Origin of the sequence: Sphingopyxis sp. BE259, assembly GCF_031457495.1 — a bacterium.
Classification (GTDB): Bacteria; Pseudomonadota; Alphaproteobacteria; order Sphingomonadales; family Sphingomonadaceae; genus Sphingopyxis.
Map to the genome: position 1 here is coordinate 2,305,457 of NZ_JAVDWM010000001.1, position 24,952 is coordinate 2,330,408.

General features: G+C 64.7%; 18 protein-coding genes and 1 tRNA gene. 10 read left to right on the forward strand and 9 right to left on the reverse strand.

Annotated features, from left to right (window positions below):
* Window positions 1–94 precede the first annotated feature (94 nt).
* The 4 genes from J2X44_RS11135 (at window position 95) to J2X44_RS11150 (ending at window position 7,472) form a co-directional block, all read left to right on the forward strand.
* Window positions 95–3,307, forward strand: coding sequence for an autotransporter domain-containing protein (locus tag J2X44_RS11135; RefSeq protein WP_310083803.1), 3,213 nt, complete (start codon window positions 95–97; stop codon window positions 3,305–3,307).
* 235 nt (window positions 3,308–3,542) lie between these two features.
* A complete protein-coding gene (locus J2X44_RS11140; protein WP_310083806.1) occupies window positions 3,543–4,064 on the forward strand; it encodes a sigma-70 family RNA polymerase sigma factor in 522 nt (173 codons plus the stop codon).
* On the forward strand, window positions 4,054–4,986 hold the full coding sequence (locus tag J2X44_RS11145) for a FecR domain-containing protein (RefSeq protein WP_310083808.1): 933 nt from the start codon (window positions 4,054–4,056) through the stop codon (window positions 4,984–4,986). Before J2X44_RS11140 ends, J2X44_RS11145 begins: the two co-directional genes overlap by 11 nt.
* 47 nt (window positions 4,987–5,033) lie before the next feature.
* Window positions 5,034–7,472: a TonB-dependent receptor gene (locus tag J2X44_RS11150; RefSeq protein WP_310083810.1), complete on the forward strand. Its 2,439-nt coding sequence runs from the start codon at window positions 5,034–5,036 to the stop codon at window positions 7,470–7,472.
* Between the two features lie 211 nt (window positions 7,473–7,683).
* Here J2X44_RS11150 and J2X44_RS11155 read toward each other — a convergent pair whose 3' ends face one another.
* The 7 genes from J2X44_RS11155 to J2X44_RS11185 all read right to left on the reverse strand — a co-directional run bounded on the left by J2X44_RS11155 (window position 7,684) and on the right by J2X44_RS11185 (window position 15,658).
* On the reverse strand, window positions 7,684–8,823 hold the full coding sequence (locus tag J2X44_RS11155; protein WP_310083813.1) for an acyl-CoA dehydrogenase family protein: 1,140 nt from the start codon (window positions 8,821–8,823) through the stop codon (window positions 7,684–7,686).
* 113 nt (window positions 8,824–8,936) lie between these two features.
* Window positions 8,937–10,130, reverse strand: coding sequence for an acyl-CoA dehydrogenase family protein (locus tag J2X44_RS11160; RefSeq protein ID WP_310083814.1), 1,194 nt, complete (start codon window positions 10,128–10,130; stop codon window positions 8,937–8,939).
* A gap of 133 nt (window positions 10,131–10,263) precedes the next feature.
* Window positions 10,264–11,160, reverse strand: coding sequence for a PAS domain-containing protein (locus tag J2X44_RS11165; RefSeq protein ID WP_310083815.1), 897 nt, complete (start codon window positions 11,158–11,160; stop codon window positions 10,264–10,266).
* Window positions 11,161–11,259: 99 nt separating this feature from the next.
* Window positions 11,260–12,888, reverse strand: a complete 1,629-nt coding sequence (locus tag J2X44_RS11170) for a TadG family pilus assembly protein (protein WP_310083818.1) — start codon at window positions 12,886–12,888, stop codon at window positions 11,260–11,262.
* A gap of 2 nt (window positions 12,889–12,890) precedes the next feature.
* Window positions 12,891–13,334 carry a TadE/TadG family type IV pilus assembly protein gene (locus J2X44_RS11175; protein ID WP_310083820.1) on the reverse strand — a complete coding sequence of 148 codons (444 nt, stop codon included), beginning with the start codon at window positions 13,332–13,334 and terminating at the stop codon, window positions 12,891–12,893.
* 179 nt (window positions 13,335–13,513) lie between these two features.
* On the reverse strand, window positions 13,514–14,389 hold the full coding sequence (gene yghU / locus J2X44_RS11180) for a glutathione-dependent disulfide-bond oxidoreductase (protein WP_310083822.1): 876 nt from the start codon (window positions 14,387–14,389) through the stop codon (window positions 13,514–13,516).
* 90 nt (window positions 14,390–14,479) lie between these two features.
* On the reverse strand, window positions 14,480–15,658 hold the full coding sequence (locus J2X44_RS11185) for a CoA transferase (protein ID WP_310083825.1): 1,179 nt from the start codon (window positions 15,656–15,658) through the stop codon (window positions 14,480–14,482).
* A 140-nt stretch (window positions 15,659–15,798) separates the two neighbouring features.
* Here J2X44_RS11185 and J2X44_RS11190 point away from each other — a divergent pair, with 140 nt between their 5' ends.
* The 3 genes from J2X44_RS11190 (at window position 15,799) to hspQ (ending at window position 19,762) form a co-directional block, all read left to right on the forward strand.
* Window positions 15,799–19,038, forward strand: coding sequence for an amidohydrolase family protein (locus tag J2X44_RS11190; protein WP_310083828.1), 3,240 nt, complete (start codon window positions 15,799–15,801; stop codon window positions 19,036–19,038).
* A gap of 163 nt (window positions 19,039–19,201) precedes the next feature.
* Window positions 19,202–19,291, forward strand: a tRNA-Ser gene (locus tag J2X44_RS11195).
* A 96-nt stretch (window positions 19,292–19,387) separates the two neighbouring features.
* A complete protein-coding gene (hspQ, locus tag J2X44_RS11200; protein WP_405053364.1) occupies window positions 19,388–19,762 on the forward strand; it encodes a heat shock protein HspQ in 375 nt (124 codons plus the stop codon).
* A gap of 10 nt (window positions 19,763–19,772) precedes the next feature.
* Here hspQ and J2X44_RS11205 read toward each other — a convergent pair whose 3' ends face one another.
* A complete protein-coding gene (locus J2X44_RS11205) occupies window positions 19,773–20,645 on the reverse strand; it encodes an ABC transporter permease (protein ID WP_310083835.1) in 873 nt (290 codons plus the stop codon).
* A 118-nt stretch (window positions 20,646–20,763) separates the two neighbouring features.
* Between J2X44_RS11205 and J2X44_RS11210 the strand changes: the two genes are divergently transcribed.
* Window positions 20,764–21,459, forward strand: a complete 696-nt coding sequence (locus J2X44_RS11210) for a GcrA family cell cycle regulator (protein ID WP_310083837.1) — start codon at window positions 20,764–20,766, stop codon at window positions 21,457–21,459.
* 8 nt (window positions 21,460–21,467) lie between these two features.
* A complete protein-coding gene (locus J2X44_RS11215) occupies window positions 21,468–21,881 on the forward strand; it encodes a PaaI family thioesterase (protein ID WP_310083840.1) in 414 nt (137 codons plus the stop codon).
* A gap of 57 nt (window positions 21,882–21,938) precedes the next feature.
* Here J2X44_RS11215 and J2X44_RS11220 read toward each other — a convergent pair whose 3' ends face one another.
* Window positions 21,939–22,772 (reverse strand): outer membrane beta-barrel protein, encoded by an 834-nt coding sequence (locus J2X44_RS11220; protein WP_310083842.1) that lies wholly within the window; start codon window positions 22,770–22,772, stop codon window positions 21,939–21,941.
* 169 nt (window positions 22,773–22,941) lie between these two features.
* Here J2X44_RS11220 and parE point away from each other — a divergent pair, with 169 nt between their 5' ends.
* Complete coding sequence (gene parE / locus J2X44_RS11225; RefSeq protein ID WP_310083845.1) at window positions 22,942–24,921, forward strand: DNA topoisomerase IV subunit B; 1,980 nt, start codon at window positions 22,942–22,944, stop codon at window positions 24,919–24,921.
* Window positions 24,922–24,952: the final 31 nt, after the last annotated feature.

Consider the following 24,952-nt stretch of genomic DNA (forward strand, 5'->3'; position numbering starts at 1 on the left):
CGCCGCGTTTTTTCTTCCAAGGTCGCCGCGCGCGGGCTCCGTCTTGTGATTGTCGCCGGGATGACATCCCGGCCCCGATCACAAGAGGAACCCGATGCGCAACACTTTGCTGGCCACCACCTGTCTGGCCGCCCTGCTCTCGACGACAGCCCAGGCCGAAACAACGATCACCACTGCGACCACCGCACCGGTGCGGACGGCGACGATCAAATCGGGCGCCCCCGACGACATCAAGATCACCTCGACCGGTTCGATCAAGCCGACCAGCGGCACCGCGGTCACCATCGACAGCAACCATCGCGTCATCAACGAAGGCACGATCGAGATCGGCAACGCCAACGGCGCGCGCGGCATCGTCGCCAACGCCGGCACGGTCGGATCGATCACCAACACCGCGACCGGCAAGATCATCATCGACGAACCCTATGCGCCGACCGACATCGACAATGACGGCGACATCGACGGCGCCTTTGCACTGGGCAGCAACCGCGTCGGCATCGCGACGCTCGGCGCCTTCACCGGCAATATCGTCAACAGCGGATCGATCGCGATCGAGGGCAATGATTCGGCGGGCATCCGCCTGGGCGGCCCGCTGACCGGTAATTTCACCAGCGACGGCACAATTTCGGTGCTGGGCGACCGCGCGCTTGGCGTCGGGTTGCAGGATGTCACCGGCAATGTTCGCCTCGCAGGGACGATCGCCGCCACCGGCCTGGACGCGACGGCGGTCCGGCTGGCGGGCAACATCACCGGCGCGCTGGTCGTTCAGGGCAATCTGACCGCTACCGGCTACCGCATCACCGCTGTGCCGGCTGACCCGTCGAAACTCGACGCTGACGATCTGCTGATCGGTGGCCCGGCGCTTTCGGTCGAGGGTAATGTTACCGGCGGCATCGTGCTGGCAGTGCCGCCAAAGGATGCGAGCACCACCGACAACGACGAGGACAAGGACGGTATTCCCGACGACAAGGAGGGCAGCGCTGTTGTGCGCTCGTTCGGGTCGGCGGCGGCGGTGCGGATCGGGTCGGCGACGCAAAGCGTGACGATCGGTCCGGTCGCGGGAACCGGTACCGGCCTGGGGCTGATCATCGACGGCGCCGTCGTCGGAAACGGGCTTTATGCCGGCAAGGACGGCAACGGGATGCAGATCGGCGGCCTCGGCGGCGCCGTGACGATCGCGGGCGGCATCGGCATCGGCACTACGGGTAGCGTGATCGCCCTGTCGAAAGATGTCGCCGCGACGGCGGTTCGCATCGGCAGCGGGGCGACGACACCCGAGCTGCGCAACGCGGGCAAGATCGAGGCGACAAGCACGGGTAATGTCGCCGGGTCGGTCGCCACCGCAGTCGTGATCGAAGCCGGCGGCAACGTTGCGCTGATCCGCAACAGCGGAGCGATTAATGCCAAGACCGGCGGCGACAACGGCACCGCCCGCGCCATCGTCGACCTGTCGGGCAGCGTCGGCACGGTCGAAAACAGCGGCACGATCAGCGCCGCCGGGGCGCTCGCCACCTCGGACCGCAACATCGCCATCGACCTGTCGGCCAATGCCACCGGCGCAACCGTCAAGCAGACCGCCGTCGCGTCGGGCATTGCTGCACCCAGCATCGTCGGCGACGTCCGCTTTGGCGGCGGCAACGACATCTTCGACATCGCCGACGGGTCGGTAAAGGGCAACAGCGTCTTTGGCGGCGGCAACAACCGCCTGACGCTGTCGGGCGATGCGACTTACGCCGGCAACGCGCGCTTTGGCGCTGGCAATGACAGCATGACGCTGGCAGGCACGGCGAAATTTACCGGCGCGGCCGATTTCGGCGGCGGCACCGATACGCTGAGCATCGGCGGAACGTCGGCCTTTTCGGGCTCGCTCGCCAATGCCCAGGGGCTGGCGGTATCGGTCAGCGGCGGCACCTTTGACGTCACTGGCGCGGCGCGGATTGCGTCGCTGGCGGTCACCGACAAGGGGACGCTCGGCGTTCTGCTCGACACCGGCAGCACCGGCACTGCGTTACAGGTTACCGGCAACGCCAGCTTTGGCGCCGAGTCCAAACTCGCGCTGCGGCTGTCGAGCATCGAACAGGCCGAGGGACGGCATGTCGTGCTGACCGCCGGAACACTGACCGGCGCGAGCAACCTGACCGCGTCGCAGACGCTGCTGCCTTTCCTGTACAAGGGCACGCTGACCTCGAACGCGACCCAGTTGATCGTCGATGTGTCGCGGAAAAGCACGACCGAACTCGGGCTCAACCGGTCGGAAGCGGGCGCGTTCGATGCGGTGCTCGATGCGGTGATCGCCGACCAGAAGATCGAGGACGTCTTTCTGGGCATCACCAGCGGCGAACAATTCCGTGGCCAGCTGGGCCAGATGCTGCCCGAGCATGAAGGCGGGGTGTTCGAAACCGTGACCTCGGGCTCGCGCGCGCTGTCGCGCCACCTGCAGGATCCCAACGCACCGTTCCAGGACGAAGGCAAATGGGGTTATTGGGTCAACCAAGCGGTTTGGGGGACGTCGAAAAGCGTTGGCGACACCGCAAGCTATGACGTTAGCGGCTGGGGCATCGGCCTGGGCGCCGAGATCAAGAGCGACGTCGGCAACTTCGGCGGCTCGATCGCTTTTCTCAGCGGCAAGGACGCCAATGGCAGCAACGCCAATGAAGTCAGCACCAGCCAGTTCGAAGGCGCGCTGCACTGGCGTCTGCGCTCCAATGGCTTCATGGCCAACGCGCGCGTATCGGGCGCGCCCATCAAAATGAAGGGCACCCGCATCTTCAGCGCCGAGGCGGGCGCCGACGACATCGAAAAGACGATGAAGGGCAAATGGGACGGCACCCTGTGGTCGGCGTCGGGCTCGCTCGCTTATGATGCAGAAGCGGGAGGCATAACCATTCGCCCGATGGTGGCGGTCGATTATTTCAAGCTGACCGAAAAGGGCTATCAGGAAACCGGCGGCGGCAACGCACTCGACCTCAAGGTGCTGGGCCGCGACAGCGACGAGCTGGCGGTGTCGGGCACCGTGGCGCTCGGCATGGATTTCGGCGGTCTCGACCAATATGACGGCTGGACGCGCTTCGAAATCGAAGGTGGCCGCCGCCAGATTGTCGGCGGCACCCTGGGCACGACCACCGCGTCGTTCAAGGACGGCACGCCGTTCACCCTTACCCCCGATGATCGCACGAGCGGCTGGGTCGGCCGTCTCCGTGGCATTGCTGGCAATTCGGCCTTTCAGGTCGCCGGCGAAATGTCTGCGGAGGAACAGCAAAACCATATTGGTTGGGCGTTCCGTGCGAGTCTGCGGGTCGGCCTCTAGCCCCCCGGCCGGCCCCGCGTGCAAGGGGGAAGCGAGACCCCTACCTTCGCTTCCCCCTTGCCATTTATGGAAATGAACGAACACAGCGATGCTTGCACTAGCCCTCCCCTCCTTTCCGGTGCCGCGGTTGCGCGGTCGGGCGCGGACGCTATATGACGGCGTCATCAGGGGAACCGATGGCGCGCGCCGGGGCGGCGCGCCCCGACAGACAATGGCGTTCCAGAGCAAGCAATCGATGACCAGTTCGCACGACCGAACCGACGCCGCGCAGGGCATCGAAGGCGTATTGCTCGCCAACCGGAGCCGGATCGTCCGGTTTCTGGAAGTGCGCGGCGCGGGCGACGCTGCCGAAGACCTGTTCCAGGATCTGTGGATGCGGCTGACCGATCGCCCGATCGGACCGATCGCCGACCCCCTGCCCTATGTCATGCGCGCCGCGAACAATCTGATGCTCGACCGCTACCGCTCGCTACGCCAGAGCGCACTGCGCGATCAGGCGTGGGGCGAAAGTGCGGCAGGTCACGAACCGTCAGCGGAAATCGCGCTGATCTCGCGCGAGCAACTCGGGCTGGTCGAAGCTGCAATTACCGCGACCGGTGAACGCCCGGCGCGCATCTTTCGCCGGTTCCGGGTCGACGGCCTGGCGCAGCGCGATATAGCGAGCGAAATGGGGGTCAGCCTGAGCACCGTCGAAGCCGATTTGCGCAAAGTTTACGCGACACTCGCCGCGCTACGGAGGCAGTTCGATGCAGCCTGATGCCAAATCCGCCGAAGCGCGCGCCATCGATTGGGTGATCCGCCAGCGCGATGCCGCGTTCGACGATTGGGACGGTTTTGCCGAGTGGCTTGCCGAAGACCCCGTTCACGCCGCAATTTACGATGAGGTCGCCAGTCTCGATCAAGACCTGGGCGCCTTACCCCCGGCTGTCAGCCCGTCGGTCGTCGTAAGGCCCGTTGCACAGCGCCGTCCGTCACGCCGCGCGTGGGTCGGCGGCGCAATGGCGGCGGCGTTGGTCGCGGTCATCGGCGTGTCGACGCTCAATCCGTTCGGCAATGGCAACCGGATCGAGACCGCGGCCGGCGAACATCGCACTATCCAACTCGCCGACGGGTCGCGGATCGAAATCAACGGCGGATCGATCATCGAAATCGACTCGGACCGCCCGCGCTTTGCGCGGCTGGCGTCGGGCGAGGCGATGTTCCATGTCGTCCACCGCGATAGTGATCCTTTTGTCGTCGAAGCGGGCGGCGACCGGATCGTCGATCTGGGCACCGCCTTCAACGTCGTTCGCCGCGAACGCCAGACCTCGGTCGCTGTGTCGGAAGGCATCGTCCTCTACAACCCCGATCGCGACAAGGTCCGCCTGGTCGCGGGCAAGGCGATCGAAGCGCGCGATGATGATGACCGACCACCGGTCGTGCAGGACATCGATGTCGCCAGCGTCGGCGGCTGGCGCAGCGGACTGCTCGTTTACAATGGCGCCCCGCTGGCCTTGGTGGCCGATGATCTGAAGCGGACCGCCGGAATGGATGTCCGCATCGCACCCGCCGCCGCTAACCTGTCGTTCCGCGGGGCGCTGATTATCGACAAGAACCGTAGCCGCACGATCGCCGATCTGGCCGCCTTGTCGGGAACGAAGGCGCAGCGGCAGGGCGATGGCTGGATATTGACCCGCTGAGCCCGCAGTCCCGCCTTGCCTATGTCGCTGCGGCGATCGCGCTGACCGTGCCCGTACAGGTTTTGGCGGCGGAGGAGCGCGCCTTCGACGTGCCGAAGGGAAGCCTGTCGACCGCACTGCCGGTGATCAGCCGCCAGGCCGGGGTCAGCATCAGCGTCGTCGATGCCAAGCTATGGCAGGCGCGGGTCAAGCGGGTGCGCGGGCGGATGAGCGTCGAAGAAGCGATCCAGCGCTTGCTGAGCGGTTCCGACGCCCGCGCCGTCCGCGTCAGCGCCACCAGCTGGCGCATCGAACGCCGCCCGGTGACGCCGCGGTTGGCCCATCGCCCGGCCCCCGCGCGCCAACCGACACCGCAACCGCGGGCGCGCGAACCGTCGCAGGACATGGTCGCCGCAGAGCAGGATGAAATCATCGTCACCGCGTCAAAGACCGACCTGCCCTATTCGCATTTCGCCGGCGTCGTCACCCAATTGAGTGGCGGCGATTTGGCGTTTGGCGGCGAACGCGGCATGGAATCGATCCTGTCGCGAACCGCGACCGTGTCGTCCACCCATCTGGGTTCGGGGCGCAACAAGCTGTTCATTCGCGGCATCGCCGATTCCAGCTTCACCGGCCCGACGCAATCCACGGTCGGACAATATCTCGGTGACATCCGGCTTAGCTATAATGCGCCCGATCCGGACCTTCGCCTCTACGACGTCGACAATGTCGAAATCCTCGAAGGACCGCAGGGCACGCTCTACGGCGCCGGATCGCTCGGCGGGATCATTCGCGTCGTCCCCAAGGCGCCCGACCCGCGCGCCATGTCGGTGCAGGCGATCGCGGGCGTTTCGGTCACCCAGCATGGCGACCCCGGCGGCGACATCGCCGCGATCGCCAATCTGCCGGTCGGCGACAATGGCCATGCGCTGCGGCTGGTCGGCTATATGCTGACCGATGGCGGCTATATCGACAACCCGCTGCGCGGCCAGAACGACGTCAACCGCGTCCATGTCCGCGGCGGCCGCGCGGCGTTTCGCTTCGACGCCGGTAATGATTGGACCGTCGATCTGGGGGGCGTTTACCAGTCGATCAAGTCGAACGACGCCCAATATGCCGACAAGGCCGCCGACCCGCTGACCCGCAACTCGATGGTCGAACAAAATGCGTCGGCACGCTACGGCCTTGGCACGATCGTCGTCATGAAGGATTGGGACGGTCTGCATTTCCAGTCGTCGAACGCCTTTATCGACCATCGCCTGTTCGAACGCTTCGACGCGAGCCTGCCCGAAGCGCCCGCAGGGTCCGCCGCTACCGCGGGCGCGGTGGACGTCGAGCGGCTGTTCGCGCCGGTTCAGGTGACGCCGCTTGCCGACGTCCCGCGCGTGCTCGATCAACGCAATGCGACGCGGATGTTCGTCAGCGAAAACCGCCTGTCGCGGCCTTATCACGACGGTTTGGGCTGGGTCGTCGGCGCGAGCTTCATCGACAATCGCGCGCGGCAGGACCGTGAATATGGCTATGGCGCGCTGCGCGCGGTTCTGCCGGGCGTCACCAACAAGATTACCGAAGTCACCGGCTATGCCGAGGCGACGGTGGAAGTGATGCCCGACCTGATCGCCGCAGGCGGCATCCGTTTGTCGCACGCAAGGCTCGGCGGGATGGCGGAGGGCGTATCCCTCGCGCTATCCCAAGCTGGCCGCGCGACGACTGCGTCGCGCAACGAGACCGACTTGCTGCCGTCGTTTTCCCTGCTCGCGACGCCGCTGCATAACCTGCGGCTCTATGCGCGTTATCAGGAAGGCTTTCGCCCCGGCGGCCTCGCCGTCGATGGCAATTTCGTGCGGCGGTTCCTGAACGATCAGGTACGGACGTGGGAGGCGGGCGTTCGCTTCGGCGACAAGGGGCAAAGCCTGTTCGACGCCAGCATCGCGGTGTCGCACAGCCGCTGGCGCAACATTCAGGCCGATTTCATCGATAGTACCGGTTTCCCGACAACGGCCAATATTGGCGACGGACGGATCACCAGCGTGTCAGGCGCGCTCGCAATGCGCCCCACCGAGGCGCTGACCTTTGAACTCGGCGCGGTCTATAACCAGAGCCGGGTCGACGATCTGGCGCTCGACATCTTGCCGGTGTTTGCGGCGGCACCGGGGCGGCTTGGACGCATCCCCAACGTCGCCAGCCATGCGGTGCGTGGGTCGGTCAACTATGCGACAGTGATCGGGGACGAGGATTTCCGCGTCAACGGCTGGGCAAATTATGTCGGGCCGTCGCGGCTCGGCATCGGCCCGGTGCTCGGCGAAAGCCAAGGCGACTATATCGATACCGGGCTGGCGATGCGCGTCGGCGACCAGCGCCGCGGACTGTCGGTGACGCTGACCAATTTGTTCGATTCACGCGGGAATCGCTTTTCGCTGGGGACTCCGTTTGTCGAGGGTAATGCGGGTTTTATGACGCCGCTGCGGCCAAGGACGCTGCGGATTGCGGTAGACGTGGCGTATTAGCGAAGGTCGGCTTTGGGGTGGGGAGCGGACAAACCCCACCCCTCGTCACCCCGGACTTGATCCGGGGTCCATGACCCGTTGAGCCGCCGTAATCTTGAGAGGGCAGATGGATCCCGGATCAAGTCCGGGATGACGAAATTAAAAGTCCGAAATCGGTCGCTAGCCGTCACCTTCGTCGATGCCCCTCTCCGCCAGAGAGGGACTCGCCGGATCAATCCGCCAGCACCAAGCGTTCATAGCGGTCCATGTGATAATCGTGGCTGCCGAACTGGCCTTCGATCATCGTGGCGCGCTTGAAATAATGGCCGATCGCCAGCTCCTGCGTGATGCCGATGCCGCCGTGAGTTTGAATTGCGTTCTGGCCGACAAATTTCGCGCCGCGTGCGACCTTGGCTTTTGCGGCTGACACCGCCGCCATACGTTCGTTCGCGGGCAAATCGAGCTTCAGCACCCCCATGATCGTCATCGAACGCGCCTGTTCGACCTCCATGAACATATCGACCATGCGATGCTGGAGCACCTGGAACTTGGCGATCGGCACCCCGAACTGCTTGCGCTGCTGGGTATATTCCAGCGTGCCTTCGTGCAGTTTCTGCATCACCCCGGTCGCCTCGGCGCAGACCGCGACGGTTGCTTCATCGACGATCTGTTCGACCAGCGGCAAGCCGACGCCTTCGCCGCCGAGCAGCGCGTCGCCCGGGATCGCGACATTTTCGAAATAGATTTCCGACGCGCGGCTGCCGTCGACGGTCGGATAGTCGCGGCGGACGATGCCGGGCAGGTTGGCGTCGATCAGGAACAGCGACACGCCCTCCCGGTCGCGCTGGCCGCCGCCGGTGCGCGCGGTGACGAGCAGATGCGTCGCCCAGGGCGCGGCGTAAACGACACCCTTGTGGCCGTTCAGCACATAACCCGCGCCGTCTTTCTTCGCGGTGCTCCGCAGATTGGCGAGGTCGTAGCGACCCTGCGGCTCGGCATAGGCAAAGGCGATAATCGCATTGCCTGCAATGATCTCGGGGATCATCGCATCGGCCTGCGCCCCGCCGACGGCTTTCAACGCGCCGCCCGCGATGACGACGGTCGGCAGATAAGGCTCGATCCCGATGACCTTGCCCAATTCCTCCATCACGATCGCATTTTCCAGCGCGCCGCCACCCAGGCCACCGTGCTCCTCGGCGAAGGGCGCACCCAGCATGCCCAGTTCCTGCGCCAGCGCGGTCCAGATCGCCGGGTCGCGGCCGCTGTCCGAATTGATGAACTTCTGGCGCGTTTCAAAATCATAAGTGTCGCTCAGGAAGCGCGCGAGCGTGTCGCGGATCATGTCCTGCGTTTCGGTGTAGGTGAAATCCATCTCTCATCGTTCCTGATTTTGATCGTCATCCCGGCGAAGGCCGGGATCTCAACCTCTCGCCATGACGCGGCGGCGAGATCCCGGCCTTCGCCGGGATGACGTCTGTTATGTGTTTAAAGGCCGAGCACCATCTTCGCGATGATGTTGCGCTGGATCTCGTTCGACCCGCCATAGATCGTCGTCTTGCGGACGTTGAAATAGGTCGGCGCGGCGCGGTGCGCGTAGTCCGGGCCGATCGGATGCTCGTTGTCGCCCTCTCCGAAACCGCGGAAATAGGGCGCGCCATAATGGCCGACCGCTTCCAGGCTCAGTTCGGTCAGCCGCTGCTGGATTTCCGATCCCTTGATCTTGAGCAGGCTCGACTCCGGCCCCGGCCCGCGGCCCGCATTCGCACCCGCCAAGCTCCGCAGCTCGGTAAATTCGAGTGCGGCGAGATCGACTTCCAGCTCGGCGACTTTGCGCTTGAAGAACGCATTGGCGAGGAGCGGCTTGTCGCCGTCGAGTTCGGTGCGGGCGATCGCCTTCACCTTCTCGATCCCGCGCTTCGAGGCGGCAACACCCGCGATGCCGGTACGTTCGTGCGCGAGCAGGAATTTGGCACAGGTCCAGCCCTTATTCTCTTCATAAACGCGTTGCGAGACGGGAACGCGGACATCCTCCAGCCACACTTCGTTGACTTCATGCTCGCCGCCCAGCGTGATGATCGGGCGCACGGTGATGCCGGGCGATTTCATGTCGATCAGCAGGAAGGAAATGCCTTCCTGCTGCTTGGCGTCCTTGTCGGTGCGGACGAGAAAAAAGCCCCAGTCGGCATGCTGGGCCAGCGTCGTCCAGGTCTTTTGGCCGTTGACGATATAATCGTCGCCATCGCGGATGGCCGTGGTGCGGAGCGACGCCAGATCGCTGCCCGAACCCGGCTCAGAATAGCCCTGACACCACCAATCCTCGCCCGACAGGATACGCGGCAGGAAATAGGCTTTCTGTTCGGGGGTGCCGAAGGTGTAGATCACCGGCCCGACCATCGCGAGGCCGAACGGCATCAGGCGGATGCAATCGGCGCGCGACGTTTCCTCCGACCAGATGAAACGCTGGGTCGGCGTCCAGCCGGTGCCGCCATATTCGACCGGCCATGCGGGAGCGATCCAGCCCTTTTTGTGCAGGATCTTGTGCCAGGCGAGGAAATCCTCCTTGGACATCTCTTCGCCCTCATCCTGCTTGTCGCGCAGCTCGGCGGGGTAATTTTCGGCGATGAAGTCGCGCACTTCCTGTTGGAAGGCGAGATCTTCGGGGCTGAATTCCATGTCCATCACGAATCTCCCATCGGATAATGGCGCCCTTATACCGGGCGCTCACCTTTACGTAAACGGCAAGTTGCGACTTGCAACGTTTGTCACCCGATGATTGCGCCAGTGGACGCCGCTTGTCCAGCGAAGTGGCGCTCTAAGGCGCGGAGCGCGTTACCAAGACGACGGCGCCATCGCTGGCGTAGGGACCGCGCACTTCGGCGATGGTCAGCGTGACGGCAATCGCGGTCCCGTCGCGCGTCACGATCTGCGACGCGAGGCGCGCCGACTGGCCCGACCGGAACACCGATTCCAAGGCTTCGGCAAAGGCACTGCGTTGCCCAACCGCCAGCAGCGCGGAGAAGCGCACCCGCCGGATCGCTGCAGGATCGACCCCGAGCAGGTCGGTCAGCACGGCATTGGCCGCCTCGACGGTCTCACGCACCGACAGGCGCGCATGACCGATGCCGCCATCCGTTTCCACCGCTTCGAGCAACGCTTGCCGCGCATCGGTCGCGGCAAAACCGTCCATTGCTTCGCTGACATCGCGCAGGATCAGCGCTCCGCCGATCGGCGCGGGAACCAGATCGACGCGCAGCCACTGACGCGGCCGCAAGATGTCGGGCACCTCGCCCGAAAAACGCTCGCGATGGTCGATCATGCGAACGATATGTTGCGCCAGCAAACTGCCCCCCAGCCGCGGCACCGCAGTTAGCAGCGGCGCGCCGATCAGGTCGGCGCACGACGTCTCCAGCATGTCCGACGCCGCGGGATTGACCGCGACGATCCGCCATTGCCGATCGATCAGGATCACCGCGTCACGGATTGCTTCGGCCAGCCCGGCGAGCGAGTGATGCAGGCTGTCCGTCGCCGCGGCGACGTTGTCCGCATTGCGGTCCAGCCGCCGATAGTCGTCGAGCGAGATCAGCACATGCGCGTCCTTGCCATGATGCGTCACGACGACCGGTTTGCGCGCCGATTGCAGTCGCCAGTTGGCAAAGCCGCGGATGAAATCCGCCGCTGAAACGCGCTGTGGTTCATGGACTGCTGGCACTTTTGCCTCCCCGCTGGCCGGATCACTTATGATCCTTTTGGGGCCGACCGCGCGATGATGGCCACAAAGTGCATCCGCCCCGGCACCGTTATGGCGTAGTCACACCAGCTTCGCCTTGCCGCAGCGCAGCGCGTTGACTCGCGCATCCGCCTGCCCCAGATGCACGCCGAGCAGCCCGGTGACATCGGCTAACACGGTATCGAGCACCGGCGCCGCCAGCGCGACGGTATCGCCGACGACGGTTCGCAGCGCGTTGAGGTTAAGCCCGATGCCGAGCACATTGACGCGCAGGTCCATACGATCGGACAGCGATTTGGCGGCGCCCGCAACCAGTCCGCTGCTCGACACCGTCTTCACCTGTCCGTCGTCGATGTCGTCGCGCGAAAAGCCGACCTGCTTTTCGGCAAGGTCCGACAACACCAGTTCGGCCTCGGCATCGACGCTGGCGAGCGGCAGTTTCACCACCCGCGCCGGGCGCGGATCGAGCGGGCGTTGCATATCCTGAAAATCGGCGTCGTCGACGGTTCCTATCGCCAGCATCGCAGGCGAGGTGACCACCGCCAGCGACACCGCCGCGCCGCTGTGGGGCCGACAATCAATATCCGAAATCCGCGCCGATGCCGAGCCGAGCTCGGCCAGCACCGGGATATGGACGCTGGCAAGCGGGGTCGCGATCCGCGTATCGAGTTTCAGCCGCACCTGCGCGGTCCGCACGACAACCTGATTGGTATCGGTCACCGCGATCAGCGGCGAATGCGCGGGCGGCTCGCCGATCAGCAGCGCGATGTCTATTCCCGATCCGCCGGGCAGATTGCTGGCCACCGACAGATCGACCTGGCGATTGGCGCTGCTCAGCAACAGCATCGCACGCAGCAGGCTGAGTGCGTTGACCTTGACCGGGTTGGCGGGATCGACGCGGATGCTCGACGACCGCGGCCCCAGATCGATCGCGCGCGATGGTAACAGGCTGCGCGGCAAGGCACGATCGGCGATATGCTCGAGCGCGCTTGCCGCCTGCCCGTCCGACGCGCTCGCCAACGCCGAAACGACCTGCGGCAGGGTCACCTGACTGTCGAGCGTCTGGCCAAAGGTCAGGACGTCGGCGTCGATTTCGGTGCGCAGCGCATCGGAAAACGCCAGCAGATCGATGTCGGTGCTGGCCAGCGCATTGTAGTCCATCAGCGACAGGTTGACCTGGCTGCCGGTCAGCCCCGACAACAGAGCGTTCGGCAGGCCGCCATTGACCGCGGCAACCCGCGAGCCGAGCGAAAAAGCCGCATAGCCGCGCCGCGCGCCCGTCGCGGTGGCGCGGATCACGCTGTCGCTCTTGCCGGTCAGGAATCGTCCAAAATAGAGCGGGCGATCGCGGGTCAGGCTGATCCGCACCGCGTTCGCCGATGCGCCGCCCGGGGCAAAGCGCTGTTCGGCGGCGATCGCTCCGTCGGGCGTGTAGGTGCCGGGGGTCAGCGCCGCGATGCGGATACCGCAATCGCAGTTGGCGGCGATGATCCGTTCGGCCGCCGCCTGCTCCTCGCCCGGTCGGCCTGCGGCCGCCATCGCTGCGGCATCGGCGATGCCCTGCAATTTTCGGCGGTCGAGATAGAGCGAACCGACATCGACCGCGAGCGCCGCGGCGCCGATCAGCATCGTCATCGCGAATGCGGTGGCGATGCTGATCCCGGCGCGGCGATCGCGGACAAAAATGCGGAGGTTTTGCAGCAATATCATCGTCAATCCACCGGCAATTCGAAGGTCGCGCTTGAGCGGATGACGTTGGTCGGCGACGGGATCAGCGCCGAGCGCAGGAAGGTGTCGGGCGGCGCCGTAAATGTGACAGCGACGGTGATCGCCTCGCTCGTTTCGGACACCGCGACACTGTGCGCGCCGCTCACCGTCTGCAGGCTGCGTTCGACCGCCCGCGCCGCCACGGCGCGGCGATCTGCGGCGTCGAGCCCGACGATAGCGGCGCGCGCGCCGTCGTTCGCCGCCTGCTGAACGCTGTGCGCCAGCATGAAATATTGGCCATAGACGAGCACGCCCATCAACAGCGCGAGGAGCAGCGGCAGCACCAGCGCCATTTCGACGATCGCGGCGCCGCGCTCTTCACGCGCCAGCGCAAGCTCGCTCGGGGTAGTTTGGCGGGGAGACCCCGGACATGGGAGGAAAGCTGTCATGCCCGTCAGCATGGCGGACCGAAATGAAAGCGGCGTCGAGAGCGCCCGACGCCGCTTTTGTGTATTTTACAGGAACCTGGTTCCGGTCCCGATCGGACAACCGAAGCAAGTCCGCCGAACCGCGCAGATGATAAGCAAAGCCTTAAACATCCTGCGCCGCCCGCTATCGCAAATTGCGACTATTCGGCGGCCTCGAGCTTGTCCTGCGTCCGCAGGTCAAAGTCCGACGCATCATGCCGTTCGTGCAACTGGCTCGCCGGATCGCCCATCACGCGATTGACCATCCGCCCGCGCTTGACCGCCGGACGCGCCGCGATCTGGTCGGTCCAGCGCTGGACATGCTTGTAATCCTGCACTTGCAGGAACTCGCCTGCCTCATAGACTAGACCCTTCACCAGAGCGCCGTACCAGGGCCAGATCGCCATATCGGCGATTGTATAGTCGGCGCCTGCGATATATTCGCTCTCCGCCAGTCGCCGGTCGAGCACGTCCAGCTGGCGCTTCACCTCCATCGCATAGCGATTGATCGGATATTCCTGCTTGAACGGCGCATAGGCATAGAAATGGCCAAAGCCGCCGCCCAGGAACGGCGCGCTGCCCATCTGCCACATCAGCCACGACAGCGTCTCGGCGCGCTGCGCCGGGTCGGTCGGCAGAAACTCGCCGAATTTTTCGGCCAGGTGGATCAGGATCGCGCCCGATTCGAACACCCGGATCGGTTCGGCGCCGCTGCGATCGACCAGCGCCGGAATCTTGCTGTTGGGGTTGGCGTTCACGAACCCGCTGGAAAACTGGTCGCCGTCGCCGATCTTGATCAGCCACGCGTCATATTCGGCGCCGCTATGGCCGCGCTCGAGCAGTTCCTCGAGCATCACGGTGACCTTCACCCCGTTCGGCGTCGCCAGCGAGTAAAGCTGGAGCGGATGCTGGCCGACCGGCAAATCCTTGTCGTGCGTCGGTCCGGCGATCGGACGGTTGATGTTGGCAAAGCGCCCGCCGCTCTCCTTGTCCCAGGTCCACACGGCTGGTGGCACATATTCGGCTTGATCGCTCATCTCGACACTCCTGGGCTGTTTTTGGGGAGGCTGAATTTCATACTGATCGGTATTTAAGGATCCCGGGCGTCGCCGTCCACCCCTCGCCGCTCAAATAATCTTTGCCGCCCGCAAAGCTGCAATCGCGGCCGTGTCGTAACCGAGCTCCGCCAGGATCGCATCGCTATGTTCGCCAACCTGCGGCGCGCGCGCCGACGCCGTTTTCGCGCTGTCCGACAGGGTCATCGGCGCCCGAATGACCGGCGCGTCGGTCGGCGTGCCGGGATAGGCGGCGGGTTCGACCAGCCCCATCGCGGCGACATGTGGCTGCGCCAGTGCCTCGCCCGCTCGCAGCACCGGCGCCGCCGGAACGCGCGCGGCGCCCAGTTCGGCGATGGCATCGGCGCTGCTGCGCTCGCTGCACCAGGCTTGCATGATGACGCTCAACGCCTCGCCATTGTCGCCGCGCAAGATATCACTGGCGTAAAGCGGATCATCGATCAGTTCAGGTCGCCCGACCAGATTGGCCCAGCGGGCAAAAATGCCGCCGCCGACAATCTGGGTGACGATCCACCCGTCGCGGGTGCGAAAAATGTCGGTCGGCGCCGAACTGTAACTGCGATTGCCAATCGGCTGGCGTTCGATGCCGTTGAGCGCATGGTCGATCGCCAGCGCATTCGAGAAAGCGAGCGCGGTGCCGAGCAGCGATCCCGACACGCATTGCCCCTTCCCCGTCGTCTCGCGCTCGCGCAGCGCCAGCATCACCCCGAATGCGGTGTGCAGCGCGGTGCCGAAATCGACATAATTGACCTGCGCCCGATACGGCTGATCGGGCGTCCCGGTCAGGTGGACGGCGCCGGACATCGCCTGCCCTACCGCATCGAAGCCGACGTTCTGCGCCAGCGGCCCCTGGCTGCCAAAGGCCGACGCGGTGGCCAGGATGACGCGCGGGTTGATCGCCGACAGGCTTTCGAAATCCAGTCCCAGCTTGGTCAGCGCGTCGTGCGGCAGATTGGCGACGACGACGTCGGCGGTCGCGACCAGCCGCCGCACAATCTCGCGGCCTTCGGGGCTGCCGGGTTTCAGCGTCAGGCAGCGTTTGCCGCGGTTCATCTGCATGAACATCGCGCCCGATCCGTCGTCGGCGACGGGGACCGTGTAGCGATCGTCATTGCCGCCGGGCGCCTCGATCCGGATAACGTCGGCGCCATAGTCGGCGAGCAGCGCCGCGCAATAGGGTCCTGCAATATAGCGCCCGAAATCGAGGACTCTTATTCCCTTGAGCGGCACGCTTTGCTCTCCCTTTATTATCTTTGCTGCGGGCTAGCAGCCGCCCGTCGAGCGTGCCAGCACCTTCGTCGAAACCTGTCGCTTGCATGTTCTCACCGGCGGCATATGGTCGGCACATAATTTCAAACGGGGATAATATCATGGCGCGCTTTGTTTTCGCCCTCGCGGCGACTTTGGCCTGTTCGACGTCGGTTTTTGCGCAGCAGGCAGCGTCCGCGCCTGCTGCCGAGGCGAAGCCTGAAAAATGGGACGTCAACGCCCCGCCCGGCATGGCGACACGCACGGTGCCGATCGCAGTCGACGAAGGCAGCTGGATGAACGTCGATGTCGCCCCCGACGGCCGCACGATCGCCTTCGACCTGCTCGGCGATATTTATACGATGCCGATCGAGGGCGGCACCCCGACGCGTATCGCCGAAGGATTGGCGTTCGAGCATCAGCCGCGCTTTTCGCCTGACGGCAAACGCATCGCTTTCGTCTCCGACCGTGCGGGCGGCGACAATATCTGGCTGATGAACCGCGACGGCAGCGGCAAGGTGCAACTGAGCAAGGAGGATTTCCGCCTGCTCAACCAGCCAAGCTGGAGCCCCGACGGGCAGTTCATCGTCGCCAAGAAGCATTTCACCACCGGCCGCTCGCTCGGCACCGGCGAAGTGTGGATGTACCATGTTTCGGGCGGCGCTGGGGTGCCGCTGGTCAAGAAACCGAACGAACGTCACCAGAAGGAGCTCGGCGAGCCGATCTTCGCGGCCGATGGCAAGAGCGTGTTTTACACGCGCAACGTCACCCCGGGCGCGATCTTCGAATATGCCCAGGACAGCAACACCGACCTATTCCACATCGAACGCTATGACTTGCAGGACGCCAAGGTCAGCACCGCGGCTTCCGGTAATGGTGGCGCGGTGCGCCCCACCCCCTCGCCCGACGGCAAGCGGCTGGCGTTCGTGCGCCGGGAAGGCACCCAGTCGAAACTCTATGTCAAAGACCTCGCCTCGGGCACCGAGCGCAAGCTGTACGACGCGCTCGATCAGGATGTGCAGGAAACCTGGGCGGTCACCGGCGTCTATCCGAACATGGCGTGGACCCCCGACAGCAATAGCATCGTCTTTTGGGCGGGCGGCAAGCTGCGGCGCGTCGGCAGCAATGGCGGCGACGCGCGGATCATTCCGTTCAGCATCAACGACGACCGCGTCATCGTCGACGCCACCCACCCCGCGGTCGATGTCGCACCCGACAGTTTCACGACGCAAATGCCGCGCTGGGCCGAAGTCTCGCCCGACGGCCGCACCGTCGTGTTCGAAACCCTTGGCAAGCTCTACCTCAAGCCCTCGGCCGGCGGCGCCGCGCGGCGGCTGACCGCGGCCAAGGATGATGCGGTCGAGGCGTGGCCAAGCTGGTCGCGCGACGGCAAGTCGCTCGTCTTTGTGCGCTGGACCGACACCGGTCTTGGCGAAATCCATGTCGTCGGCGCGGGCGGCGGCACGTCGCGCAAGGTGACCTCGGTCCCCGGCCACTATGCCGAACCGCGTTTCTCGCCCGACGGCAAGACGATTGCTTTCGAACGGCGTGGCAGCGGTGGGCTGACCTCGGCGCGGTGGAGCGAAGACCCGGGCGTTTACCGTATCCCGGCCGCAGGCGGCACGGCGGAACGGGTCAGCAGCGACGGCGCCAAGCCGCAGTTCGGCGCGACCAACGACCGCATTTTCATGGTCACCGCAGGCGACGGCAAGAGCCAGTTGGTCAGCACCGACCTCAGCGGTCAGGACAAACGCACCCACGCCAATGGCGAACTGGTCAGCGACTATGAAATCTCGCCCGACGGCGGCACGCTGGCTTTCCGCCAGAATTACGATGCCTATGTCACCCCGCTGATGCTTGGTGGGCAGGACGTATCGCTCGGCACCAAGAGCGGCGCACTGCCCGTCACCCGGGTCAGCGGCAGCGGCGCCGAATATATCCACTGGTCCGATGGCGGGCGCCGCCTTCACTGGAGCCGCGGCGCGACACTGTTCAGCGCCGATCTCGCCAGCCTGTTCACCAACGCTCCAGCCGACGAAAAGGCGCCGAAATTCACGCCGCCGACCGACGGCGTCTCGCTCGCGATGACGCAGACTGCGGCCAAGCGCCGCGGCACCGTGGTCATCACCGGCGCGCGCATCGTCACCATGGCGGGCACCGATGGGGGCATCATCGACAATGGCGCGATCGTGATCGAGGGTGACCGCATCACCGCCGTCGGCCCGCTCGCATCGATCAGCGTCCCTGCGGGCGCGGTCACGGTCGATGCGACGGGCAAGACGATCGTCCCCGGCTTTGTCGATGCCCACGCCCACGGCAGCCACGGCGACGACGAGCTGATTCCGCAGCAGAACTGGTCCGAAATCGTCAACCTTGCGATGGGGACCACGACGAGCCACAATCCGTCATCGCGCGCCTCGGAAATCTTTGTCTCGTCCGAAATGCAGCGCGCCGGGCTGATCCTGGCGCCGCGCATCTTTTCGACCGGCGAGATCATCTATGGCGCCAAGGCGGCGGGGGTTTACGCCGAGATCAACGGTTATGAGGATGCGCTGGCGCATGTGCGCCGCCTGAAGGCCCAGGGCGCGCACAGTGTCAAAAACTATAATCAGCCGCGCCGCGATCAGCGCCAGATGGTCGTCAAGGCCGCACAGGCCGAGAACATGCTGGTCGTGCCCGAGGGCGGCTCGCTCTACACAATGGACGTGTCGCTGATCCAGGACGGCAATTCGACCGTCGAGCACAACATCCCGCTCCACACCTTCTACAAGGATCTGGTGCAACTATGGGGGCAGACCAAGACCGATTATACGCCCACCCTGGTTGTGACCTATGGCGGCCCGGCTGGTGATCCTTATTGGCGCGCGCACACCAATGTCTGGGAGCATCCGATCCTGACCAGACATATCCCGCCCACCGAGCTTGCTGCGAACAACAAGCGCCGGACGATCGCCCCCGAAGGCGACTATGTCGACGATGATTCGGCGCGCGAAGCGGGCAAGATTGCGGCGGCGGGCCGGATGGTGTCGATCGGCGCGCACGGCCAACAATCGGGGCTGGGTGCGCATTGGGAAATCTGGTCGTTCGTGCGCGGCGGGTGGAGCAATATCGATGCGCTGCGCGCCGCGACGATCATGCCCGCAACCTCGCTGGGCTATGGCAAGGATGTCGGGTCGCTGGAGGCGGGCAAGCTCGCCGATCTGCTAATCCTCGACGCCGATCCGACGCAGGACATCCGCAACACCGAACGCATCCACCGCGTCATGCTGGGCGGGCGGCTCTACGATCCGCTGACGATGAACGAGGTGGCGACGGGGACCCGCCAGCGCGCCGCTTATTGGTGGGAAACGGAAAAGCCCTGAACCCGCTTTCTGTCACCCCGGCGTAGGCCGGGGTCTCGACATTGCGTCATGACGCGATGTGGAGATCCCGGCCTGCGCCGGGATGACAAAATAGAAGGTCGCTTTTGTGACTAGAGGGTTGCAAGGGCGACGGACCGCCGCTAGGGGCGTCACCTCTCAGCGAGGAGAGTTGGCTGAGTGGTCGAAAGCGTCGCACTCGAAATGCGAAGTGCCGGCAACGGTACCGAGGGTTCGAATCCCTCACTCTCCTCCATTTTTCCCCATGATCGACCACATGCCACCCCGCGCTGGCGGGCGGCGCGGATCAACTCGCCCTTGAACGGTCGTCGAATCGTCATAGATTGTCAGGATGATGACCGAATCCTCCCCTGAGCATCCTGCGACCGTTACCGCCCCGTTGATCGGCGCCGCCAGCTTTGCGCCGGGCGACATCGTGCGGCACCGCATGTTCGATTTTCGTGGCGTCGTGTTCGACATCGACCCGGTCTTTGCCAACAGCGATGAATGGTATGAGGCGATCCCGGAGGAAATTCGTCCGGCGAAAGAGCAGCCCTATTATCACCTGCTCGCCGAAAACGGCAATTCATCCTATATCGCCTATGTCAGCCAGCAGAATCTGGTGCCCGACGCCGAAGGCGGCCCGATCGATCACCCGCAGATCGACGCGATGTTCGAAGGGCTGGACGACGGTCGCTACCGCGTCCGCGCGATCCACCGACACTAAGCGGCCGCGATCAGGCTTTCAGCTTCCAGCCCGAAGCCAACAGACGATAGGTCAGCAGCCCCAGCACGATATTGACCCCGACGAGCACCAGGATCGCAGTCAGCACCGGATTGGGAATCGTCGAATCGACCGTGCCGATGAAGCCGTAGCGAAAGCCCATGATCGCGTAATAGACCGGATTGCCGTGCGCGACGGTCTGGAACCAAGGCGCCAGCCGATCGACCGAATAAAATGTCCCCGACAGCAGCGCGAGCGGGGTGACGACAAAGTTGGTCACCGCCGCGGCATGATCGAACTTTTCCGCCCACACCGACGTGATGAGGCCAAGAAAGCCGAGCATCGACGCGCCAAGCACACCGAACACCGCAACCGCCCACAGGTGGTCGGGCAGCACGCTGACCCCCGGCCACAGTGACATCGCCAGCCATAGCGCCAAACCGACAAGGATCGCACGAGTGATTGCGGCGCCGACGAGCGCAATGATGAGCTCGCCGACGGCGAGCGGTGGCATCAGATAATCGACGATCGTCCCCTGAATCTTGCCGACGAGCAGCGAGAAACTGGAATTGGCAAAACTGTTCTGCAGCATCGCCATCATGATCAGCCCGGGCGCAATGAAATCGGCAAAGGGAACCCCGATGACTTCACGCCCAGCACCGCCGAGTGCAACGGTGAAAATGACGAGGAACAGCAGCGTGGTGATCGCCGGTGCCCAGATAGTTTGCAGCTGCACCTTGAAAAAGCGCCGCACCTCCTTGACATATAGCGCCTGCATACCGGGCACGTTAAGCGTCCGGATGTGCGGCACTCCCGGTTCGGCAAAGGGCGGGGTTGCCGCGAATTTGCTCGAGTCGGGGCGCGAAATTTGGGGCTGGTCGTTCATGGCGTTCTCGCCTATCGCCTCCCCGATCTTACCGCAAGCTGGGCAGTAGCGCCGGTCCGAAAGGATCGCATCGATGACCGCGACATGGCCCGCGGCGTGGAATGATAAGGAATAGACTATGTCATGGACCGATGAGCGCATCGAAAGCCTGCGCACCATGTGGGAAAAAGGGCTGACCGCCAGCCAGATCGCCGATGAACTCGGCGGTGTCAGCCGCAATGCCGTGATCGGCAAGGCGCATCGCCTGGGCCTGAAATCGCGCCCGTCGCCGGTCAAGGCAACCGACAAGGCGAAACCCGTCAAAGCTGCGGCCCCCGCCGCACCCAAACCCGTCACACCGGCCGCACCGCCGCGCGCTGCTGCTCCGGCTGCGCCGCGTCCGGCCCACACGGCACCGCCGAAAGCCGAAGCCCGCCCGACCGTCGATACCCCGACCGCCGACGGTTCGGTGGGTGAGCAGATTCCCAAGGCGGATCAGCCGCGCATCGTGTCGATCGGCCCCGGCGGCTTTATCCGTCAGGGTCCGGGCGACCAGCAGGCACCGATCCCGCCCGCCCCGCCGCGCCGTCTGGTCCCGGCCAAGCCGAGCCCGGAGATCGCCGACAAGACGACCTTGCTCGACCTCAACGATCGCATCTGCCGCTGGCCGATGGGGCACCCGGGTGAGCCTGACTTTCATTTCTGCGGTCAGGCGGTCAATCCCGGCTTCCCCTATTGCGTCGAACATTGCGGCCGCGCCTATCAGGCGCAATTGCCGCGCGGCACGCGCCGCCCGCCCCCGCCGCCGCCGTTCGGGGGTCCGCGAGTTCGTTAGGGCGCGCGGTGAAGCCGTTCGCGCAGGAGTTTGAATTTGCGCGCGCGCTCGGCCTGCAAATGGTCGAGCGCGGCGATGGCCGCTGCACCATGGCGATCGACGTAGAGCGGCAGCGACATTTCAGCCCGCAGGGCGCCGCGCATGGCGGCGTCGCTTACTCGCTCGCCGACACCGCAATGGGCGGCGCGCTGACCAGCTTATTGGGCGCCGATCAATGGTGCGCGACGCTGGAAATCAAGTTCAACTATCATGTCCGCGTCGGCGAGGGCCGCCTGACCTGCGAGGCAGCGGTGCTCCATCGCGGCAAGCGCGTCGCCAATATCGACGCGCGGCTGTATCAGGATGGCCGCCTGGTGAGCAGCGCCAACGGTAATTTCGCCATTTTCGCGGCGCCTGTCGCCGCTCCCCCCGCCGCCAAATAGCCGAAAGGCGCCGGATCTCGCGATCCGACGCCTTCCGATTGCCGCTTCCGAGAGGATTTAGAAGCGGAAGCTGAGCGACCCGCGCACGCTGTGGGTGCGGAAATGGTCGCTGCTGCGCTTCATGTCGGTGCCGCCGCCGTTCAGCAGGAACGGGTTGGTCGGCGGCGCGGTGCCCGGGCCGACGTTGACGACATAATCATTGTCCTTGAGATCGGTGTAGAGATACTCGAGGCCGACCGCGATATTGTTCGTCACCATGATTTCGGCGCCGCCACCCGCAGCATAGCCCCAGGCATTGGTGCGGCCGTTGTCGGCAAAGCTGTTCGCGCCATTGCTGGTGGTGAAACGGTTGTCGAGCTTGGCATAGGCGCCGCCGCCGGTGACATAGAACAATGCGCCGCCGCCGGGGGTGTAACCGGCACGCAGGCGGGCGCCTGCCTGATAATCAGCCTCGCGGCTGAACGTATAGCTCGCCGGTGTGGTCGAAAATGCGCTGACGCTGTCGCGCGCTTCGCTGCGGCCGCCTTCGATCACCGCGCCGAGGACAAAATTGCCCATGCGCTTGTCAAAACCCAGACGACCGAAATACTCGGGACCGTCCTTGTCGTTGCGGCAGCCGATGTTGGCGCTGCTGGTCGCCGCGCCGTTGCAGAAACCGGTCGAAAAGGCATTGGCACCGGCAAAGGTCGTCACCTGGTCGCCATAGGTGCCGTCGCGGTTGGTGTCGAACACGACGGTTTCGCCGCGGTCATTGCCCTGCAGCGTGCCGCCGCCGACGATGCTGATATAGGGACCGTCGAAGTCCCCCGAAGTGTCGCGGCCGTCTTGGGCCATCGCCGGCACGGCCAGCATCGATGCCGCCGAGGCGACGAGGAGAGAGGCGAGTTTCATATTGTTGCTCCAACTTTTTTTGTGACTTTGCGTCAGCGGCTAAACGACAGCGGGTGCGCTAATGTTCCGTATTCGCTGATAAATGGGACGAAATGAGTTTTTGCGCGCTGCGCCAACCGCCCAAAAACCCCGCTTGCCAGCGCGCTTTGCCGCCCCCTATAGCCATGCCATGAGTCACGATTTGTTCGACGCCGCGACCCCGGCCACCGACAGCTATAATGCTTCGCAGATCGAGGTGCTGGAGGGACTGGAGCCCGTCCGCCGCCGCCCCGGCATGTACATCGGCGGCACCGACGAGCGGGCGCTGCATCACTTGGCCGCCGAGGTCATCGACAACAGCATGGACGAAGCGGTCGCGGGGCACGCCAACCGCATCGAAGTGACGCTGGAGGCCGGTAACCGGCTGACCGTGACCGACAATGGCCGCGGCATCCCGATAGATCCGCACCCGAAATTCCCGGGCAAATCGGCGCTGGAGGTCATCATGACCACCCTCCATTCGGGCGGCAAGTTCGAGGGCAAGGCCTATGCGACCTCGGGCGGTCTGCACGGGGTCGGGATCAGCGTCGTCAACGCATTGTCGATCGACACCGAGATCGAGGTGGCGCGCAGCAAGTTGCTCTACCGCCAACGTTTTGCGCGCGGAACGCCCGTCGGCGGCCTGGAAGAGCTTGGCCCCACGCCCAACCGCCGCGGCACCAGCGTGTCCTTCATTCCCGATCCCGAAATCTTTGGCGATCATGGCCGCTTCAAACCACAGCGCCTGTATCGCATGGCGCGGTCGAAGGCCTATTTGTTCGCAGGCGTTGAAATCCGCTGGAAATGCGCGCCCGAACTGATCGGCGACGATACGCCAGCCGAGGCGACCTTCCAGTTTCCCGGCGGACTTGCCGACCATCTGAAGGAACAGATCGGCACCCGCGAATGTGCGACCGCCGAACCGTTCATCGGCCGCCAGGATTTCCCGGGCGATCAGGGCCGCGCCGAATGGGCGATCGCCTGGCCTCTATGGTCGGACGGGTCTTACAGCTGGTATTGCAACACCATCCCGACGCCCGCGGGCGGCACCCACGAAGCGGGGCTGCGCGCCGCACTGACCAAGGGATTGCGCGGTTTTGGCGAATTGATCGGACAAAAGAAAGCGGCGCAGATCACCGCCGAGGATGTGTTCAACGGCGGCGAGATGATGCTGTCGGTGTTCATCCGCGATCCGCAGTTTCAAAGCCAGACCAAGGATCGCCTGAGCAGCCCCGAGGCGGCACGCCTGACCGAAAACGCGGTGCGCGACCATTTCGACCATTTCCTGTCGGACAATATGGACCGCGGCCGCGCCCTGCTCGGGCTGATCCTCGACCGCATGGACGAGCGATTGAAGCGCAAGGCCGAGCGTGAGGTCAAACGCAAGACCGCGACCAGTGGCCGCAAGCTGCGTCTGCCCGGCAAGCTCACAGATTGCGCGAATGATGGCCCCGAAGGCACGGAATTGTTTATTGTCGAAGGCGACAGCGCCGGCGGCAGCGCCAAGCAGGCGCGCGACCGCAAGACGCAGGCGATCCTGCCGATCCGCGGCAAGATTTTGAACGTCGCCAGCGCCAGCAACGACAAGATTCGCGCCAATCAGGAAATCGCCGATCTGGCGCTCGCGCTCGGTTGCGGGATGCGTAAGGATTGCGACGCCGACCGGCTGCGCTACGAAAAAATAGTCATCATGACCGATGCCGATGTCGATGGCGCACATATCGCAACCTTGTTGATGACCTTTTTCTTTCAGGAAATGCCCGACATCGTCCGCCGCGGCCATGTCTACCTAGCGCAGCCGCCGCTCTATCGGCTGACCGCGGGCAGCACATCGGCCTATGCGCGCGACGATGCCCACCGTGCCGAGCTGGAAGCGACGCAGTTCAAGGGCAAAAAGGTCGATGTCGGCCGTTTCAAGGGGTTGGGCGAGATGAACCCGAACCAGCTCAAGGAAACAACGATGGACCCCGCGACGCGCTCGATGCTGCGCGTCACCCTGCCGCAGGAATATGAGGAACGGCATCTGGTCAAGGATCTGGTCGACCGGCTGATGGGCAAGCACCCCGAACACCGCTTCCAGTTTATCCAGGCGAACGCCGCGACGCTCGACGAGGCGGCGATCGACGCCTGACGAAAAAATTTCGCATCGCCCGTCAGAAATC